We start from the raw sequence: 17,767 nt of genomic DNA, 5'->3' as shown, positions 1-17,767 counted from the left end.
TCGACTGACCCCGCGCCGCAGCGGGACACACGTTAGGAATTCACATGGCAACAGAGACCGTTGCGAAGCCCCGCACCAGCGCCCGCGTTGGTGTCCAAAAGTTCGGAACATTCCTGTCCGGCATGATCATGCCCAACATTGGCGCCTTCATCGCCTGGGGCCTCATCACTGCCCTGTTCATTGAGAAGGGTTGGATTCCCGTAGCCGAGTTGGGCGGCTTCGGAACCAATGCCGAAGGCGAACCCAACGGCGGCATCGTCGGCCCGATGGTCACGTACCTGCTTCCAATCCTGATCGCCTACACCGGCGGCCGGATGGTCTATGACGTCCGAGGCGGCGTGGTGGGCGCCATTGCCACCATGGGCGTGATCGCGGGTACAGACTCTCCCATGTTCATCGGTGCCATGATCATGGGCCCGCTGGGTGCCTGGACCATGAAGCAGATCGACCGGCTCTGGGACGGCAAGATCCGTCCGGGCTTTGAGATGCTGGTCAACAACTTCTCCGCCGGTATTTGGGGCGCAGTGTTGGCGCTGGGCGGTTTCTACGGCCTTTCCTATGTTGTTAAGTGGTTCACGGACCGTGCTGGCGAGGTTGTGGAGTTCCTGGTCAATAACGGCCTGTTGCCGCTGACCAGCATTTTCATCGAGCCCGCCAAGGTCCTGTTCCTCAACAACGCCATCAACCACGGCGTGCTTACTCCGCTGGGTATTCAGCAGTCGCTGGAACAGGGCAAGTCCATCCTGTTCCTGCTCGAAGCCAACCCCGGCCCGGGCCTCGGCATCCTGCTGGCCTACATGTTCTTCGGCCGCGGTGCAGCCAGGGCTTCGGCTCCCGGCGCAGCAATCATTCACTTCCTCGGTGGTATTCACGAGATCTACTTCCCATACGTGCTCATGAAGCCCATCCTGATCCTCGCTGCGATCGGTGGCGGCATGACGGGCATTGCCACTATGGCCGTCACCAATTCCGGCCTCGTGGCTCCGGCTGCCCCGGGTTCGATCATTGCCGTGTTGGCACAGACATCCCGTGACAGCTATGTGGGCGTCATCCTGGCGGTTGTTTTGGCGACGGCCGTGTCCTTCCTCATCGCTGCGGTTATCCTGCGTACGTCCAAGAACAAGGGCGAGGATGATCTCTCCGCAGCTACCTCGCGCATGGAGGCCATGAAAGGCAAGAAGAGCTCCGTCTCCTCTGCCCTGACCGGTGAGAGCGCCGGCGGCCAAGTACGCGCCGGTGCCCAGGCTGGCACTGTCCTCACCCGCCCGGTCCAGAACATCGTGTTCGCTTGCGACGCCGGCATGGGTTCCAGCGCCATGGGTGCCTCGGTCCTGCGCAACAAGATCAAGGCGGCCGGCTTCCCGGACGTCAAGGTCACCAACTCGGCCATCGCCAACCTCAACGACAACTACGACGTTGTGGTCACGCACCAGGACCTCACCGAACGTGCCCAGCCGAGGACGGCCAGCGCCGTTCACTACTCGGTGGACAACTTCATGAACAGCCCCAAGTACGACGAAATCGTGGACCTGGTCCGGAGCAGCAACAGCGAAGGTGCGGCATCTGAAACAGGCGTAACGCCCGACTCAGGCACGACGACGGAGCCCGCCGCCGGCGTACAGCCCGCCGCAGCTGCCACAACAGCAGCCCCCGCCCATGGTGCGCATGCCGCTGAGCCGGCCCCCGCCGCAGGCGGTAAAGCAATAGACGGTCAACCCGTTGAAGGTAAAGGTGTCCTGCTCCGCGAAAGCGTGGTCCTGAATGGAACTGCGACTGACCGGGACGCCGCGATCGATGAAGCCGGAAAGCTCCTGCTGGATCGCGGTGCCGTGGATGTCAGCTACGTCCACGCCATGCACGAGCGCGAGGAATCCGTGTCCACGTACATGGGCAGCTTCCTGGCGATCCCGCACGGCACCAACGATGCCAAGGAACACATCAACCACTCGGCAGTGTCCATCATCCGCTACCCGGAGGGCATCGACTGGGGCGGCAAGCAAGTGAAGTTTGTGGTGGGCGTGGCCGGTATCAATAACGAGCACCTCCACATCCTGTCCTCGATCGCCAAGATCTTCACCAACAAGGCGCAGGTTGCCCAGTTGGAGGAAGCCACCACGGTTGATGAAGTGTTGGAGCTGTTCGGAAAGGTCAACGCATAGTGAAGGCAGTTCATTTTGGGGCAGGCAACATCGGGCGTGGTTTCGTGGGGCTGCTGCTCCACGAGGCCGGCTATGAGGTGGTGTTCGCGGACGTAGCGGACGCCCTGATCAGCCAGCTCGCCGACGCAAGCAGCTACGACGTGCACGAGGTTGGTGAAAACCCAGCGGTCAAGACCGTCTCCGGCTTCCGTGCCCTCAACTCCGCCTCGCAGGAAGCCGCTGTTGTTGAGGAAATTTCGACGGCGGATGTGGTCACCACTGCAGTGGGGCCACACATCCTGAAGTTCGTGGCACCAGTAATCGCCCGAGGGCTGGCGGCCCGTCCCGCGGACTTGCCGGCCCTCCAAGTGATGGCTTGCGAGAATGCCATCAACGCCACGGACCTCCTGCACACGGAGATCCAGGCTGCCTGGGACGAATCCGCGGGTGACTTGGGGGCAGTCGCGGTCTTTGCCAACACGGCCGTGGACCGCATCGTCCCCAATCAGGCGGCGGGACAAGGCCTGGACGTCACGGTGGAGACCTTCTACGAGTGGGTCATTGACCGTACGCCGTTTGGAGACAACGCCCCGAAGATTCCCGGAGCTACCTTCGTGGACGAGCTGGGGCCGTACATCGAACGCAAGCTGTTCACGGTGAACACCGGCCACGCTTCTGCTGCGTACTTCGGCTACGCAGCAGGGCTTGAGAAGATCTCCGATGCCATGGCGGATCCGGCTGTGGCAGCGAAGGTCCGGGCGGTGCTGGAGGAAACCAAGGAACTGCTGGTGGCCAAGCATGGGTTTGTGGAGGCTGAGCAGGAAGCCTATGTGCAAAAGATCCTGTCCCGCTTCACCAACCCACACCTGCCGGATACCGTGAACCGCGTGGGCCGGGCGCCTCTGCGGAAGCTCAGCCGCCACGAGCGATTCGTTGGCCCGGCGGCGGAGTTGGCCGAACGCGGTGTCACACCGGTGGCATTGCTTGAGGCGATGTCCGCAGCCCTCCGTTTCGACGACGGCAACGACGACGAAGCGGTGGAACTGGCAAAGCTTCTGTCCGAGCTGGACGCAGCGACCGCCGTCGAGCGCATCACGGAACTGACGCCGCCGCACCCGCTCTTCGCCGCCGTCCAGAAGCTTGTGGAGGACCGGCAGGCCGAAGCGTAAGTTTAACCACCGATCGTCATAAAGGCTCTCCAGCGGGAGAAAAACCAGTGAGATAGCTCACTTTTACCCGCTGGAGGGCCTTTCGGCTTTGAAGTTAGCCTCACCTAACTAATAGAGTCAAAGCGCAATTAGGCAACACATCTATGACTTATTAGTGAGTGGAGTACTGGCGTGAAGAAGAGGCTGTCGAGCTACATTGGGGCACTGGCTGCAGGGGCTGCCTTGCTGACTGTTACGGCTTGTGGGGGCGGGGCAACGGCGTCTTCGCAGCCCGAGGAAGCCAGCACCATCACCATCGAGCACGCCCAAGGCTCCACGTCCAACGTTCCCGTGAACCCGGAGAAGGTTGTCACGTTCGATCTGGGCGTTCTGGACACCATGAACGCGCTCGGCGTCGAGCCCACCGGTGTTCCCGAAGCCAGCTACCCGGAGGCGCTGAAGAAGTTCTCCGACGCCAAGTACGCCAAGGTTGGCTCACTCAAGGAACCCGACTTCGAAGCTGTCAGCTCCGCAGCCCCGGACCTCATCATCGTCTCCGGCCGCACCGCCGGCGCTTACGAAGAACTGAGCAAGATCGCCCCCACCATTGATCTCTCCGTTGATGCCGCCAAGCCGATGGAAAGCTTCAAGGCCCAGACAGAGAAGCTCGGCAAGATCTTCAAGAAGGAAGACGAAGTTGCTTCCAAGCTCGCTGAGGTAGACAAGGTTGTCGCGGACACCAAGACCAAGGCAGCTACCGCCGGCAAGGGCCTGATCGTCCTGACCTCCGGCGGCGAAGTCACAGCGTACGGCGCGGGCTCTCGCTTTGGCATCATCCACGACGTCCTGGGCGTTCCGACGGCCGCTGAGGTCAAGGCTGAAGGCTCCCATGGCGAGGCCGTTTCCTTCGAATACATCAAGGAAACCAACCCGGACATCCTCTACGTCATCAACCGCGACACCGCCATCGGCACCGCCGGTTCCACGGCAAATCCGATCCTGGACAACGAGCTCGTCAAGTCCACCAACGCCGCCAAGAACAACAAGATCGTCAACCTCGATCCTGCCGGCTGGTACATCGTGGGCTACGGACTGAACAACGTCCAAGCCATGGTCACAGCAGTGGCCGACTCCGTCGCTTAGCCCTTAACTGAAGTGACAATCACAGCCGTGCGCCCCACGGCACCAGCAAGCCGCAACCGGGCTGGCGAGACCGCCCGCCTGGTTGCGGCTGCTGCCGTGGTGCTGGTGATCGCCGTTGGCAGCATCTTCGTAGGGGTCAGTGACGTCTCACTGCCCGCGTTGCTGGCGAACGACGCCGGCGCTTGGGAAATCTTTTGGGTTTCGCGGGTGCCGCGCACCGTGGCTGTGGTCCTGGCCGGGATGGCTGTTGCCGTTGCCGGGTTGATCATGCAGCTCATGGCCCGGAACCGCTTTGTGGAGCCCTCCACCGTGGGAACGGTTGAATCCGCAACGCTCGGAATCCTGGTAGTCACCGTACTGGCTCCGGACTCTCCAATTCTCACCAAGATGATGGTGGCTTCTGTGTTCGCGATCCTCGGCACAGCATTGTTCCTGGCCATCCTGCGGCGGCTCCCGGCCCGCAACACCCTCCTCATTCCCTTGGTGGGCATCATGCTGGGCGGCATTATTGCGGCAGTTACCACGTTCTTTGCCTACCGCTTTGATCTCCTGCAGACACTCAGCAACTGGATGATCGGCGATTTCTCCGGTGTTCTCCGTGGCCGGTACGAGCTGCTGTGGATTGTTGCTGTTCTTGTCCTGGTGGGCCTCTTCGCCGCCGATCGCTTCACGGTGGCAGGCATGGGCCAGGACTTCACCACCAACCTTGGCCTGAACTACGCCCGCACCATGCGGCTTGGCCTGATGATCGTCTCCCTGATCTCCGCCGTGGTGGTCACCACGGTTGGAGCTGTGCCCTTCCTGGGACTCGTGGTCCCCAACATCGTGTCCCTGCTGTTCGGAGACAACCTCCGCCGGGCCGTTCCGTGGACCGCGTTGTTCGGTGCTGCCTTCGTGCTGGTTTGCGACATCATCGGCCGGACCATCAGGTTCCCCTACGAGGTGCCGGTTGGCATGGTCATGTCCGTGCTCGGCGCCATCCTGTTCCTCTTCCTGCTCCTGAGGAAACGCAATGCCTGAAACTCCTGTGACCCCGGCGCCCGCAGCCGCTCCCGTTTCCGCCGGAAAGCGCTGGCGCGACGCCATCCGCAGCACCCCACCGGAACTGGTGATCGGCATCCTGGCGATTGCCGCCGTCGTGCTGGTTGCTGTTTTCCTGACAATCGACCTCAAAGGGAACATCGCGTACGTCCTGCCGCGTCGGGTCATCAAGGTCTCCGCGATGCTGCTGGTGGCCGTCGCGGTGGGCGTGTCCACGCTGCTGTTCCAGACAGTGACGGCGAACCGGATCCTGACGCCGTCCATTATGGGCTTCGATTCGCTGTACATTCTGGTGCAGACCGGCTTGGCTTTCGTGGCCGGAGCTGCAACGCTGGCCACGGCGCCGTCCACGCTCAAGTTCGGGGTGGAGATCCTGCTGATGATGGGGTTCAGCGCCATCCTGTACCGGTGGATGTTCACAGGTGCCACGCGATCGCTGCACCTGCTGTTGCTGGTGGGGATTGTGCTGGGGACCTTGTTCCGGGGGTTCTCCTCGCTGCTTCAGCGGCTCATGGAACCCAGCGAATTCATCATCCTGCAGGATTTGTTCTTCGCCAGCTTCAACAACGTTGACCCGGGTTTGCTGGGTGTTTCTGCTGTACTGGTCGCTCTGGTCTGCGTTGGCGTCTGGCGCATGCGGCACACACTGGACGTCCTGGCGCTGGGCCGCGAAGTAGCCATCAACGTGGGCGTCGACCACAAGCCAGTGGTGATGCGCGTGCTGCTGGCATGCTCCCTGCTGGTGGCGATTTCCACGGCGTTGGTGGGTCCGGTGACATTCTTCGGGCTCCTGGTGGTCAGCCTTGGCTACCAACTATGCCGCGGTTTCCGGCACGCCTGGCTCCTCCCGATCGTGGTCCTCCTCGGTGCCATTGCCCTGGTGGGTGGCCAGTTGCTGCTGGAACGCGTGTTCGGGTTCGCCACTGCCCTCAGCGTGATTATCGAATTCACCGGAGGCATTCTTTTCCTCTATTTGTTGCTGAAAGGCTCACTGAAATGATCGGTATCCGTCCATGATTACCGTCCGCAATGTGACCAAGCGCTACGGCGGCACCACTGTGCTGGACGATGTCAGCTGCCAAATCCCCCGCGGCGGCATCACGTCCATCATCGGCCCCAACGGCGCCGGCAAGTCCACGCTGCTCTCTTTGATCAGCCGCCTGCAGCCCATGGACGCAGGGGGAGTATCCGTTGCCGGGCTGGATGTGACGGCCACTCCCAGCAAGGAACTGGCCAAGACCATGGCCATCCTCCGGCAGGAAAACCACCTGACCATGCGATTGACCGTGCGTGATCTGGTGGCGTTCGGGCGCTTTCCGCACAGTGGTGGGCGGCCAACAGTTGAGGACCTTGAGCACGTTGAAGAGGCCATCCGGCAGCTGGACCTGGCCTCCATGGCGGACAAGTTCGTTGATGAGCTCTCCGGTGGTCAGCGCCAGCGCGCCTACATTGCCATGGTCCTGGCGCAGGACACGGAATACCTGTTGCTCGACGAGCCGCTCAACAACCTGGACATGAAGCACTCGGTGGAAATGATGCGGCTTTTGCGTCGTTTGGCTGACGAGCTCGGAAAGACCATCGTGCTGGTGGTCCACGACATCAACTTCGCATCCTGCTATTCGGACACCATCCTGGCCATGAAGAACGGACGCCTGATCCATCAGGGCACGCCTGCAGACATCATGAGCGCCGGAATGCTGTACGACGTCTACGACATCGATATCCGCATAGAGGAAATCGACGGCAACCGAATCGGCGTGTACTTCGCCTGACACTCCCTTTCCCATGCCGGAGTTATCAACATATGTCCCCGGTCAGCAATCACTTCGTCACGTTTGCGATACCTCCCCCACTAGATAGGAGAAGAGAGCGAACGCTCACTTTCCAAACCCCGAGCTTCCTTGCCCTGCGCACCGCTGTGTGTGCACCAGGGTTGGGAGGCCGGGACTAGCAAGGGAGCTATAGATGTCCGCAGTACAGTCACGGGGTCGTTTCGGCCGGCGGCAAAAATCGCCGGGTTCGAGGGAGGACTCCACAGTCAAGCCTCGGATACCCCCGTCACGGAGACGCTCTGTGATGCGGATTCCGGCGGCAGCACTGGCCGCAGTGGTCAGTGCGGGTTCGCTGATGCTGGGCGTTTCCCCGGCCATGGCAGCGGCAGGGGATTTCACCATCTCACTGACCGCCCCGGAAACGGTCCCGCTGAGCCAGAACTACAACTACACTGCAACCGTTGATTTCGAGGGCGTCGACGCCTCCCATCCGGCAACCGGTGTAACCATGACCACAACACTCCCGGAGGGCACCACCTTCGCGGGGCTCCCTACCGGTAGCTCTTCACCAGTTTTGAGCCACAGCTACGATCCCGCTACCCGAGTACTGAGCATGATCCTCGACGAAACCACTGAGGATCTTGTCAGCATTGTGTACACGGTGTCTCAGGTGGACAACGGGCGCAAGTACGAGGGCTTTCCGCTGAGCACGGAAATGACCGGTACCGGAGGACCAGGCGGGGAAGTATCATCCGGTCCGGTGACGTCACTGGTCACTGGTCCCCATGATTACCGTGCGCAGAAGACGGCCACCACCATCACCGGCTCCTCCCATCGCGAGGTGACCTACCGGTTTAATGTGTGCTCGGAGGAAAGCTACTTGAGTTTCTCCGCCTACGCGCAGAAACTCACTGACGTCTTGCCTGCCGGTGCCGTGTTCGCCTCGGCCTCTACCGGCCTGGGCACATGGGACACGAGTGCATGGCCCACAGCTACGTGGACCAGCACCGAACAATACGACCACACCGGATACTGCCTGGACCGAAGCAACACGGGCATTTGGCTGACCGTCCGGTACCCGGAGGAGGTAGCTGGTTGGGAAGACGGCCAGCGGCCTCCGGTCAACACCGCCACGTTGGAGACAACAGACGCCAACGGTGTGGTCAGGGCAGGCGTACCCGCTACTGCACAGGGCCCTGCATTCAGTCCGGCAGGTGGCGTAACAACGGCCATCGAGAAATCTTCAGGAGGCCAGACCTCCGCCGGCATGATCGCCAGAAGCACCTACGTTAATGCCTCCTACCTCGGGCCCCGGGACAGCCCCAAGGCCGAGGACCTCGTAGTCACCGATAGCGGTACCGCCGGCGGCCCGTCGGAGGAGTGGTTTCACCACAACGATGTCACCGCTATCAACGTGGCCTTCAGCCCCGTCTTGGCTACCGATGATCTTCCTTACCGCGTTGAGTACCAGACTGATTATTCTGACACTTGGCAGACCTTTACACCTGCCCAGCCTTCCACCAGTACCAATCTGGCGCTGACCGTGCAGAACACTGGTTCCAGCAGCTGGGAGACGTTCAATGGGAACAATACGCTCGATCTGCCGCCGGGCTCCGTCCTGACGGGGTGGCGCATCTCCGTTGCACCTGGCACCGAGACGGTGTCCGTTGGCTCGGAAATGCGAGTCACAGTCGCAAGCGTGCCAATCTTCCGGGACATCACCGATGGTGTGGTCGCCGTGAACAGTCCTGCCGGCATTCCGCCAGGACCCGTGAACAACACGGCCACCCTCAAGGCCGGGGACCTGACGGGCGAGGCTTCTGACGTCTTTACTCCGGTGGATTCTGTCTACCTGACCACCAACGTCTCAGCTCCCTCGGTCCTGAGCGTGGGCGACACCGGCACTATCAGGGCCGGTATCGTCAACCAAAACCCGTCGGAAACCTACAAGGACGCCTCGATGTCCGTGGTGCTTCCCTGCGGCGTCCAGTACGATCCCACCAAGGCCATCACACCCATCACCGACCTCTCGGTGGGAGTGGAGCCCATCCCTGCTATCGGCAACGGTGTGAAGGTGGATTCCACCTCGCGGGTGGTTGATGCAGAAGGATGCGAACTGCAGGTCATTACCTTCGCCTTCGATCACATCACTCCCATGCGGGATCCGAAGGAAGCTTCTGACCGCAAGGTTGAGAACACGGGGTGGCAGTACGACATTCCCGTCACGGTCCTCGCCAAGGCCTACCAGCCCACCACCTCCTCGGTTCAGGTCGAATCGTATGCCTCCACAGCAGACCCACGGTTCATCGGAGTTGCTGACGGCGGCACAGCCGAACAGACGGTACCGATGATTGGCTACGCCCCCTTCTTCAGCGAAGACATCTACAATTTCGATGCCGCACGGGCAAGTGTCGCTAAAGATATTGGTCGTGTATCGATCAATATTGCCGGTGGTTTGCTGCTGGATAAGTTGTCCGGAACCTCGGCGACGGGTCCGTGGTCCTTGGCCACCACCGTAGGCGAGGACGCGTTCTGGCAGGTCTACGTCAGCAACGTCCTGCCAAACCCGGTGACTGGAGCCACCTTCTTCGACCGTTTGCCGGCGGTGGCAACGGGCGACGATTTCGATGTGGTCCTTTCGGGCGCCGTAACGGGCGCACCGGCGGGGGCAAGGATCGAATATTCCACAGATGCAACGGATGCCACCTCGGGCAACTGGTCCACTGATCCCCTCAACGCCACTGCCTTCCGGATGTTCGTTGACGTCCTGGCATCCGGGGATGACTTCACCTTGGTGGTTCCCACCAAGGTGGCAGGAGATCCCCGCTTCGGGGCGAAAGCAAGCAACGTACTCCTCGCAACAGGAACGTACAACGGGGAAGCGGTCCAGTTCGCTACTAACGAGGCAGCTGTGAATGTGGCCGGAACTCCTGGGCTCGGAATCGTGAAGAAAACCAACGGGACCGTCTACTCTTCAGCTCCCGGTGCAATAGTGGCTAACGGTTCCGATGTGACATGGACCTACGAGGTCACCAACACGGGCAATACGCCGCTTTCAAACATAGCCGTCTCGGATGCCTTCTCCGCAGGGGATGGCAGCACGGGTACGTTGATACCCACCTCGAGCGAAACAGGCGCACTGGCCCCCGGAGACACCCGTGTCTTCACCGCTCAGGATGCCGCCGTGGCAGGTCAGTACCACAACACAGCCACTGCCACTGCCACGGCAACGGACGCAGCAGGGACCCCTTTGGCGCAGCAGCCCGCTCCAGTCACCGCTGAATCCTGGTACCTCAGCGGCAACACCGGTTTGTCTGTTGTAAAGACCACCAATGGCGAGGATGTTAAAGCTGCTCCGGGGCCGCAGGTGGTTCCCGGCAGCGAGGTGAAGTGGACGTACACCGTGAAGAACACCGGCGACTTTGTCCTGAAGGATGTCCTGGTTGTTGATAAGGACAGCGCTGGCAGGGAGGTGTTCTCCGGGACGGTTCCCTCGTTGGCGCCGGGTGCTTCTGTGGTGTTGTCGGCTCAGGGCGAGGCTATTGAGGGCCAGTACAAGAACACTGTGACGGCATCGGCGGAGAACCCCCTTGGTGGTTCTGACCTACGTGCTGCGGACGACTCGTACTACTTCGGTGCTCTCCCCGGCTTGACGGTGGACAAGCTCGTCTCAACTACCCAAGAAGGGCCTTGGAGCGAGGCTGTCACCATCAACCCGGCTGAGACGGTCTTCTGGCAACTCAGCGTGACCAACACCGGCAACACGGTACTCACGGATGTCCGATTCGACGACCCCGCGCTCGGGGCCATCGAGCCAGTTGCCACTCTCGCACCCGGGCAAACGGTCAGCCGGGTCATTGCCCAGAGCAATGTCACAGAGTCCTACGTCAACGTCGTGGTTGCTTCTGCAACGGTGCCCGGCGGAGAAGAGGCCACGGGGAGTGACTCAAGCGAGGTCATAGTGAAGCCGGTGGTGGATGTTCCTCCCGCCGCGTCAGCCACTGTTCCTCCCGCCGCAGCGTCCACCCCGCCGCCCGTTGCGACGACGGGCGACCTTCCTGACACCGGCGCAACCGGTGTCATGATCGGACTCTGGGCCGCTGCAGGGCTTCTGGTTGCTGGAGGCCTGGCACTGGTTGCCAGCCGCCGGCGAAGGAGCGCCTAACGCAGGGCATAAGGTGAAATAAAACAGCGACGTCGGCACTCAAGTCAGGGTGCCGACGTCGCTGTTTCTGTCCTAAGAGTTAGCGTGTTGCCGCGATTTCGGTTTCCACCATCGCCTTCCACTCAGCCACGCGGGCCTGGTGCAGGGGTGATTTCCGAACAACCGCATAGGCGATGCCCAGGATGGCGAACCAGATGGGCGTCACCAGCAGGGCGGTGAGCGTGTCCGGCTGGGTGGTCAGCGCCCAGACGAGGAACGCGAAGAAAGCGAACACCACCCACACCATGGGGATTCCGCCGGGCATCTTGAACGATGAGGCCGCGTGCTGTTCGGGGCGGCGTTTACGGTACACGAGGTAACTGGCCAGGATGATCGACCAAACGAACATGAAGCAGACTGCGGACACGGTGGTCACCATGTCGAATGCCACGCCAACGTCCTTGCCCGCGTACAGGAGCGCGACGCCGGCCAGCAGCAGGACGCAGGACAGGAACAGTGCGTTCTGGGGTACTTTGCGGCTGGAAAGGCGGCCGAAGAGCTTGGGTGCGTCGCCATCGTTGGCCAGGCCGTAGACCATACGGGATGTTGAGTAGATGCCCGAGTTAGCGGAGGACATGGCCGAGGTGAGGACCACGAGGTTGACCACGGTAGCTGCCATTCCCAGGCCTGCCAGGGAGAACATGGCAATGAACGGGCTCTGGCCGGCTTTGAACTCGGTCCACGGGGTGACGGACATGAGGATGATCAGGGCACCTACGTAGAAGAGCATGACGCGCAGGGGGATCGCGTTGATGGCGCGGGGGAGGTTGTGCTCAGGGTTCTTGGTTTCGGCGGCGGCCGTACCCACCAGCTCGATGCCCACGAACGCGAACACGGCGATTTGGAAGCCAGCCACGAAGCCCATGAATTCCTTGGGGAAGAACCCGCCGTGGCTCCAGAGATTGGTGAAGCTCGCGGTTCCTGCGTTGGATTGGAAACCGGTGAAGATCATCACCAGGCCCACAACGATCAGTGCCACGATGGCGATGATCTTGATGAGCGCGAACCAGAACTCGGTCTCGCCGAAGGCCTTCACGGTGGGCAGGTTCAGGAGAAGCAGAATGATGATGGTGGCCAGGCCCGGGATCCAGAGTTGGATTCCCGGCCAAAGCTCGTCGGCGTATCCCGCAATAGCGATGACGTCTGCCACACCGGTGACTACCCAGCAGAACCAGTAGGTCCAGCCTGTGAAGAAGCCGGCCCACGGTCCAAGAAGGTCGCCCGCGAAGTCGCTGAAGGATTTGTAGTTCAGGTTGGACAGCAGCAGCTGGCCCATGGCGCGCATGACGAAGAAGAGCATGAAGCCGATGATCATGTACACGAAGATCACGGAGGGGCCGGCGACGGAGATGGTCTTACCGGAGCCCATGAAGAGGCCGGTCCCAATGGCGCCGCCGATGGCCAGGAGCTGGATGTGGCGGTTGCTCAGGGAGCGCGACAGGTGTGGCTCGCTGTCCCTGCTGGAGGCGTGAAGCTTCCCTTGTGTTGTCTGGTCGGACATTAGTTCAAGAACCCTTCGAAGGACCCGCCACAATGGTGACGGCCGTTACAAATCTGTTCGATAAAGCTATAGCTAATGTCTGACCAATGGCGAATCGGTCTGCATAGCGAAAGCTCCTCCCATGACATGGAGGAGCTCTGGCCGTTATAGGAACGTGGTGGGAACCTAGGCGATCTGGCGCTTGTAGGCGGCTGTGGCAAAGGCGTAGGAGACCACGAGGATCCCCAGACACCAGGCCAGCGCTACCCATATGTCCCCACCTACCGGACGCTGCGCGAACAGATCCTGGATGGTATTCACAATGGACGTCACTGGCTGGTTTTCGGCGAACCAGCGGACCGGGCCCGGCATGGTCTCCGTAGGGACGAAGGCGGAGCTGATGAACGGTAGGAAGATCAGCGGGTAGGAGAACCCGCCCGCGCCGTCAACGGACTTCGCCGAGAGGCCCGCGATGATTGCGATCCAGGTCAGCGCCAACGTGAAGAGCGACAGGATACCCGCCACGGCCAACCAATCCAGGATGTTGGCGGAGCTGCGGAATCCCATGAGAAGTGCCACCAGCACGATGATCACCAGCGACAGTCCGTTGGCCACCAAGGATGTCAGGACGTGCGCCCAGAGAACCGATGAGCGTGCGATCGGCATGGACTGGAACCGCTCAAAGATCCCGCTCTGCATGTCCGTGAACAGGCGGACTGCCGTGTAGGCGATGCCGGAGGCGATCGCGATCAACATGATGCCTGGGAGCAGGTAGTTCACGTAGTTCTCAGTGTCGGTCCTGATGGCTCCGCCGAAAACGTAGACGAAAAGCAGCATGAGGGCGATCGGTGTGATTGCTGTGGTGATGATGGTATCCACGCTGCGGAAAATGTGCCGCATGGAACGGCCCAGCAGAACAGAAGTGTCTGCGAAGAAGTGGGTGTTCATGACCTGTCCTTTACTGACTCGTTGCCACTGGCCCCAGCGTTGCCGCTACCCACCAGAGCCAGGAAGATGTCCTCCAGGCTCGGTTGCTTTTCTACGTATTCGATCTTGGCCGGCGGCAGCAATTGCTTAAGCTCGGCGAGGGTGCCGTTGGCGATGATGCGTCCCTCATGCAGGATGGCAATCCGGTCTGCCAGTTGTTCAGCCTCATCGAGGTACTGCGTGGTGAGCAGGACTGTGGTGCCTTGGTTGGCGAGGTTCTTGACGATGTCCCACACCTCAAGGCGGGCTTCAGGGTCCAGGCCGGTGGTGGGCTCGTCCAGGAAAATCACCGTGGGGTTGCCGATCAGGCTCATCGCTATGTCCAATCGACGACGCATGCCGCCGGAGTAGGTAGCTACTTTGCGGGACCCGGCTTCCGTGAGGCTGAACTGCGCCAGCAACTCATCCGCGATCTGTCCCGGGTTCTTCAGGTGGCGCAGCTTAGCCACCAGGACCAGGTTCTCCTTACCGGACAGGACCTCGTCCACCGCCGCAAACTGCCCGGTCAGGCTGATGGACTGCCGTACCTGTTGTGACTCGGTGGCGACATCAAAGCCTTCGACGGCGGCAGAGCCGGCACCCGCTTTGAGCAGGGTGGACAGGATCTTTACCATGGTGGTCTTGCCCGCTCCGTTGGATCCCAGCAGTGCAAAGATGCTGCCGGGGGCCACCTCAAATTCCACACCCTTGAGTACGTGGAGGTCCTTGTATGACTTCTCGATGCCCTCTACGCGGATTGCTGCAGTGGTCATGATTCCGCCTCCCTGGCTTTATCAATCGCCTTGTTCAGGCGCTCGCGTTCTTTGTCGATCCAGCGTTTTCCGCCGTATGCCTGGGCGAAGCTCTCTGCGAACTCGATGGGGTCATCACCCACGATGTCGCTGACGGGGGTGCCGTCCACTGCGGCTCGTTCCCATAGGTCGGCCAGGTCCGTGAACATCTGCACCATGGTGTCGCCTTGCGTGACACCGCCGTAGTACATCAAATAGCGGTTGAAGGCGGTGGCCACAGCGAGGTAGGGCTCGGGCAAGGCGTCCAGCCGTGCCTTGGCTTGCTTGTACTGCTTTTTCTGCTCGAGCGATCCGGTGACCAGCTCGATCCATTTTGCTGCCATGCTATTTTCCTTCCTTGCGGAGCTGTTCCAGCCGTTCGGACAAGAAGCTCCATGTGTTCCAGAATTCGCTCAGTTCTTTTTCGCCCTGGGTGTTGAGCGTGTACACCTTGCGGGGCGGCCCTTTTTCGGACGGCCTCTTCTCCACGTCCACCAGGCCCTTTTGTTCGATCCTGACCAGCAGTGCGTACACGGTGCCCTCAGCGATCTCGGTGAAGCCTTGCTCTCGGAGCAGCGTGGTGATTTCGTATCCATACGCCGCCTTCCCGGTCAGGAGGGCCAGGACGATTCCCTCCAATGTGCCTTTGAGCATCTCTGTCATTTGCTTGCCCATCGGACACCTCCTTCACTACTCAGTATTACTAGCTACCACTACATAGTAGAACTAAGTACCGGTACTTAGCAACACTGAGTTCCGAAGAATATCGACCGGAGTGGCATGCTGGGTTGGTGACTACTCAATCCGGTTCCGTGCCCGCCCTGCTGACTGCCGCCGTCGAGTATGGGACCTTCGCCCTTCGGCGCGCCCGCAGGGGTGACCTCCCGCGCATCCTCGCGCTGCTCGCGGATGACCAGTTGGGTGCCACGCGCGAAAATGCGGACGATTTAGCGCCCTACGAGCAGGCTTTTGACGCGATCGACGCCGATCCGGCGCACCTTTTGGTGGTGGGCGAACTCGACGGTGATGTTGTTGCGACGTTCCAGCTCAGCTATATCCCCGGCTTGTCGCGCCGGGGATCCTGGCGCGCGCAAATCGAGGCGGTCCGGGTCTCCAGCGCGCTGCGGGGTCAGGGGGTTGGCGCGTTGATGATTCAGTGGGCTATTGATCAGGCCCGGGAGCGCGGCTGCTCTCTGGTGCAGCTCACCACGGATAAGTCCCGCGTGGGGGCCCATCGCTTCTATGAGCGCCTGGGGTTTGTTGCGAGCCATGAGGGTATGAAGCTCACACTCTAAGAGCCTCACCCGCCCTATTCTTTGACATTTAGGTACCCTAACTATTAGGGTACCTAAATATGAACACCTTTGATCCCCGGCTATTGGATCTCGCCCAGGACTTCCGTGAGTCACTTCGGCTCGGCGTGTACATGTTCCGCCGCCTCGATCCCGAAGGCGAGCTAACCGCCGCGCAGCTCAGCCTGCTGTCCATGATTTCCGACGGCGGCCTCCGAGTGGGCGACATCGCCAAGAACCTGGGGATCAAAGTCCCGAGCGCCACGGAGCAGATCATCAAGCTCGAGCGCGCCTCACTGGTTACACGCCAGCCTGACCCGGACGATTCCCGGGCCGTCCAGGTGGTCATCACCCAAGCCGGGACCGCCGCCGTCGAGTCCGCCAATCAGCGGCGCAATGCCATGGTGGCCGAACTGCTGCAGGGTCTCAGTAACCAGGAGATTGAGCAGCTCGCCTCAGCGTTGCCCGTGATCGCCAAGCTCAACAGCTCGTTCCAGAACTAACCAGATAAGCACCGACAAGGAGCCATTGAATGTCACGCCAGTTGGCTGACGCTTCAGCAAGCGCCGAAACAACTATCGAAACCACCCTTGAAGCCGAGAAAGCTTCATTTCTCAAACAGCCCAAAGCGGTGTGGGCCACGGCGCTCGCGGCCGTTTTCGCGTTCATGGGCATCGGGCTCGTGGACCCTATTCTCCCCGCGATTGCAAAGAATCTCGAGGCGTCCACCAGTGAAGTCTCGTTGCTGTTCACCAGCTATTTCCTGGTGACCGCAATCGCCATGTTGATCAGCGGATTCGTGTCCTCCAGGATCGGTGGAAAGAAGACGCTGCTCATCGGCTTGGCGATCATCGTGGTGTTCGCGTCGTTGTCCGGCCTCGCCGGCAGCGTTGAGCAGCTGGTGGGATTCCGGGCGGGGTGGGGCCTCGGTAATGCGTTGTTTGTGGCCACGGCACTAGCGGTGATCGTAGGTGTGGCCAGCGGAGGAACCGGCACTGCCATCATCCTTTACGAAGCAGCACTCGGTCTGGGTATCTCCCTTGGCCCGCTGCTGGGCGCCCTCCTGGGCGGCTGGCAGTGGCGGGCTCCGTTCTTCGGCACCGCAGTCCTCATGGCCGCGGCCTTCATTGCGTTGCTGGCGTTGCTTCCCAAGACGCCCGCTCCCGCTAAAAAGTCCCGCCTGAGGGATCCGCTCCTTGCGCTCGGCCACAAGGGTCTCCGCACCACAGCGGCCAGCGCACTGTTCTACAACTACGGCTTCTTCACCATCCTTGCCTTCACGCCCTTCATCCTGGGTATGGACGCCTACGGAATCGGGGGAGTGTTCTTCGGCTGGGGCGTTGCTGTTGCCGTGTTCTCGGTGTTTGTCGCCCCTGTACTCCAGAAGCGCTTCGGCGCCGTCAAGGTCCTCACCGGTACGCTGGCCGTCCTCATGCTCGACCTGATCGGCCTGGGACTGGCAGCCGGGCACTCGGTGACTGCCGTCGTCGTGCTTGTCATCGTGGCCGGTGCCCTGCTGGGCATCAACAACACGGTCTATACGGAACTGGCCATGGGCGTTTCTGATTCACCGCGTCCCGTCGCGTCCGCCGGTTACAACTTTGTGCGCTGGATGGGCGGCGCGCTGGCCCCGTTTGCGGCCGCCCAGCTGGGCGAGCACTTCGGCCCGCAAGTACCGTTCTTCGCCGGAGCGGTGGCCATGGCTATCGCCATCCTCGTTGCTTTCGGAGGACGCGGCTACCTGAAATCTCACGAGCCCCACTTGGTGTAGCGGTCCCGAAACCACAGAAAG

The 17,767-nt window shown here is 61.2% G+C and carries 15 protein-coding genes; 10 read left to right on the top strand and 5 right to left on the bottom strand.

The annotated features are described in order from the left end of the window. Positions 1-44: 44 nt before the first annotated feature. From HAV21_RS16410 to HAV21_RS16380, 7 genes are all read left to right on the top strand, one after another. The gene (locus tag HAV21_RS16410) at positions 45-2,159 is read left to right on the top strand and encodes a PTS mannitol transporter subunit IICBA (RefSeq protein WP_166842489.1); all 2,115 of its coding nucleotides are present in this window, start codon (positions 45-47) and stop codon (positions 2,157-2,159) included. Beyond that, on the top strand, positions 2,159-3,307 hold the full coding sequence (locus HAV21_RS16405) for a mannitol-1-phosphate 5-dehydrogenase (RefSeq protein WP_166842488.1): 1,149 nt from the start codon (positions 2,159-2,161) through the stop codon (positions 3,305-3,307). The genes HAV21_RS16410 and HAV21_RS16405 overlap by 1 nt, the downstream gene beginning before the upstream one ends. A 171-nt stretch (positions 3,308-3,478) precedes the next feature. After that, positions 3,479-4,429: a siderophore ABC transporter substrate-binding protein gene (locus HAV21_RS16400; protein ID WP_142937585.1), complete on the top strand. Its 951-nt coding sequence runs from the start codon at positions 3,479-3,481 to the stop codon at positions 4,427-4,429. A 27-nt stretch (positions 4,430-4,456) separates the two neighbouring features. Continuing rightward, positions 4,457-5,449 (top strand): ABC transporter permease, encoded by a 993-nt coding sequence (locus HAV21_RS16395; RefSeq protein ID WP_166842548.1) that lies wholly within the window; start codon positions 4,457-4,459, stop codon positions 5,447-5,449. Beyond that, complete coding sequence (locus tag HAV21_RS16390) at positions 5,442-6,470, top strand: iron chelate uptake ABC transporter family permease subunit (protein ID WP_208096996.1); 1,029 nt, start codon at positions 5,442-5,444, stop codon at positions 6,468-6,470. Before HAV21_RS16395 ends, HAV21_RS16390 begins: the two co-directional genes overlap by 8 nt. A 13-nt stretch (positions 6,471-6,483) precedes the next feature. Beyond that, positions 6,484-7,242 (top strand): ABC transporter ATP-binding protein, encoded by a 759-nt coding sequence (locus HAV21_RS16385; protein WP_166842487.1) that lies wholly within the window; start codon positions 6,484-6,486, stop codon positions 7,240-7,242. A 304-nt stretch (positions 7,243-7,546) separates the two neighbouring features. After that, entirely contained in the window at positions 7,547-11,407 is a 3,861-nt protein-coding gene (locus tag HAV21_RS16380) for an LPXTG cell wall anchor domain-containing protein (RefSeq protein WP_243753341.1), read from the top strand. A 79-nt stretch (positions 11,408-11,486) separates the two neighbouring features. Here the strand turns inward: HAV21_RS16380 and cycA are convergent, their stop codons facing one another. The 5 genes from cycA to HAV21_RS16355 form a co-directional block, all read right to left on the bottom strand. Then, positions 11,487-12,947 carry a D-serine/D-alanine/glycine transporter gene (gene cycA, locus HAV21_RS16375; RefSeq protein ID WP_208096994.1) on the bottom strand — a complete coding sequence of 487 codons (1,461 nt, stop codon included), beginning with the start codon at positions 12,945-12,947 and terminating at the stop codon, positions 11,487-11,489. 165 nt (positions 12,948-13,112) lie between these two features. Further along, on the bottom strand, positions 13,113-13,874 hold the full coding sequence (locus HAV21_RS16370) for an ABC transporter permease (protein ID WP_166842484.1): 762 nt from the start codon (positions 13,872-13,874) through the stop codon (positions 13,113-13,115). Next, positions 13,871-14,665 (bottom strand): ATP-binding cassette domain-containing protein, encoded by a 795-nt coding sequence (locus HAV21_RS16365; protein WP_166842483.1) that lies wholly within the window; start codon positions 14,663-14,665, stop codon positions 13,871-13,873. The genes HAV21_RS16370 and HAV21_RS16365 overlap by 4 nt, the downstream gene beginning before the upstream one ends. Beyond that, entirely contained in the window at positions 14,662-15,027 is a 366-nt protein-coding gene (locus HAV21_RS16360; RefSeq protein ID WP_142937592.1) for a DUF1048 domain-containing protein, read from the bottom strand. Before HAV21_RS16360 ends, HAV21_RS16365 begins: the two co-directional genes overlap by 4 nt. A 1-nt stretch (position 15,028) precedes the next feature. Continuing rightward, complete coding sequence (locus HAV21_RS16355; protein ID WP_142937593.1) at positions 15,029-15,358, bottom strand: PadR family transcriptional regulator; 330 nt, start codon at positions 15,356-15,358, stop codon at positions 15,029-15,031. Positions 15,359-15,471: 113 nt separating this feature from the next. Here HAV21_RS16355 and HAV21_RS16350 point away from each other — a divergent pair, with 113 nt between their 5' ends. Genes HAV21_RS16350 through HAV21_RS16340 form a run of 3 tightly spaced genes read left to right on the top strand, consistent with a single transcriptional unit; the run spans position 15,472 to position 17,746 of the window. Next, positions 15,472-15,978, top strand: coding sequence for a GNAT family N-acetyltransferase (locus HAV21_RS16350; RefSeq protein WP_166842482.1), 507 nt, complete (start codon positions 15,472-15,474; stop codon positions 15,976-15,978). Between the two features lie 59 nt (positions 15,979-16,037). Continuing rightward, positions 16,038-16,478 (top strand): MarR family transcriptional regulator, encoded by a 441-nt coding sequence (locus tag HAV21_RS16345; RefSeq protein ID WP_166842481.1) that lies wholly within the window; start codon positions 16,038-16,040, stop codon positions 16,476-16,478. Positions 16,479-16,507: 29 nt separating this feature from the next. Further along, positions 16,508-17,746: an MFS transporter gene (locus tag HAV21_RS16340; protein WP_142937596.1), complete on the top strand. Its 1,239-nt coding sequence runs from the start codon at positions 16,508-16,510 to the stop codon at positions 17,744-17,746. The last annotated feature ends 21 nt before the right edge of the window (positions 17,747-17,767 follow it).

The sequence above is a fragment of the Paenarthrobacter sp. MSM-2-10-13 genome (assembly GCF_011605365.1).
Lineage (GTDB): Bacteria > Actinomycetota > Actinomycetes > Actinomycetales > Micrococcaceae > Arthrobacter.
The sequence above is the reverse complement of the archived record's forward strand: the minus strand, read 5'-3'. Positions and strand labels throughout refer to the sequence as shown.

Bases quoted from the DNA above. Each gene is read 5' to 3' on its own strand.
- HAV21_RS16365 (WP_166842483.1), bottom strand. From the start codon at position 14,665: ATGACCACTGCAGCAATCCGCGTAGAGGGCATCGAGAAGTCATACAAG.
- cycA (WP_208096994.1), bottom strand. From the start codon at position 12,947: ATGTCCGACCAGACAACACAAGGGAAGCTTCACGCCTCCAGCAGGGAC.
- HAV21_RS16360 (WP_142937592.1), bottom strand. From the start codon at position 15,027: ATGGCAGCAAAATGGATCGAGCTGGTCACCGGATCGCTCGAGCAGAAA.
- HAV21_RS16410 (WP_166842489.1), top strand. From the start codon at position 45: ATGGCAACAGAGACCGTTGCGAAGCCCCGCACCAGCGCCCGCGTTGGT.
- HAV21_RS16380 (WP_243753341.1), top strand. From the start codon at position 7,547: ATGCGGATTCCGGCGGCAGCACTGGCCGCAGTGGTCAGTGCGGGTTCG.
- HAV21_RS16385 (WP_166842487.1), top strand. From the start codon at position 6,484: ATGATTACCGTCCGCAATGTGACCAAGCGCTACGGCGGCACCACTGTG.
- HAV21_RS16340 (WP_142937596.1), top strand. From the start codon at position 16,508: ATGTCACGCCAGTTGGCTGACGCTTCAGCAAGCGCCGAAACAACTATC.
- HAV21_RS16355 (WP_142937593.1), bottom strand. From the start codon at position 15,358: ATGGGCAAGCAAATGACAGAGATGCTCAAAGGCACATTGGAGGGAATC.
- HAV21_RS16345 (WP_166842481.1), top strand. From the start codon at position 16,038: ATGAACACCTTTGATCCCCGGCTATTGGATCTCGCCCAGGACTTCCGT.
- HAV21_RS16370 (WP_166842484.1), bottom strand. From the start codon at position 13,874: ATGAACACCCACTTCTTCGCAGACACTTCTGTTCTGCTGGGCCGTTCC.
- HAV21_RS16390 (WP_208096996.1), top strand. From the start codon at position 5,442: ATGCCTGAAACTCCTGTGACCCCGGCGCCCGCAGCCGCTCCCGTTTCC.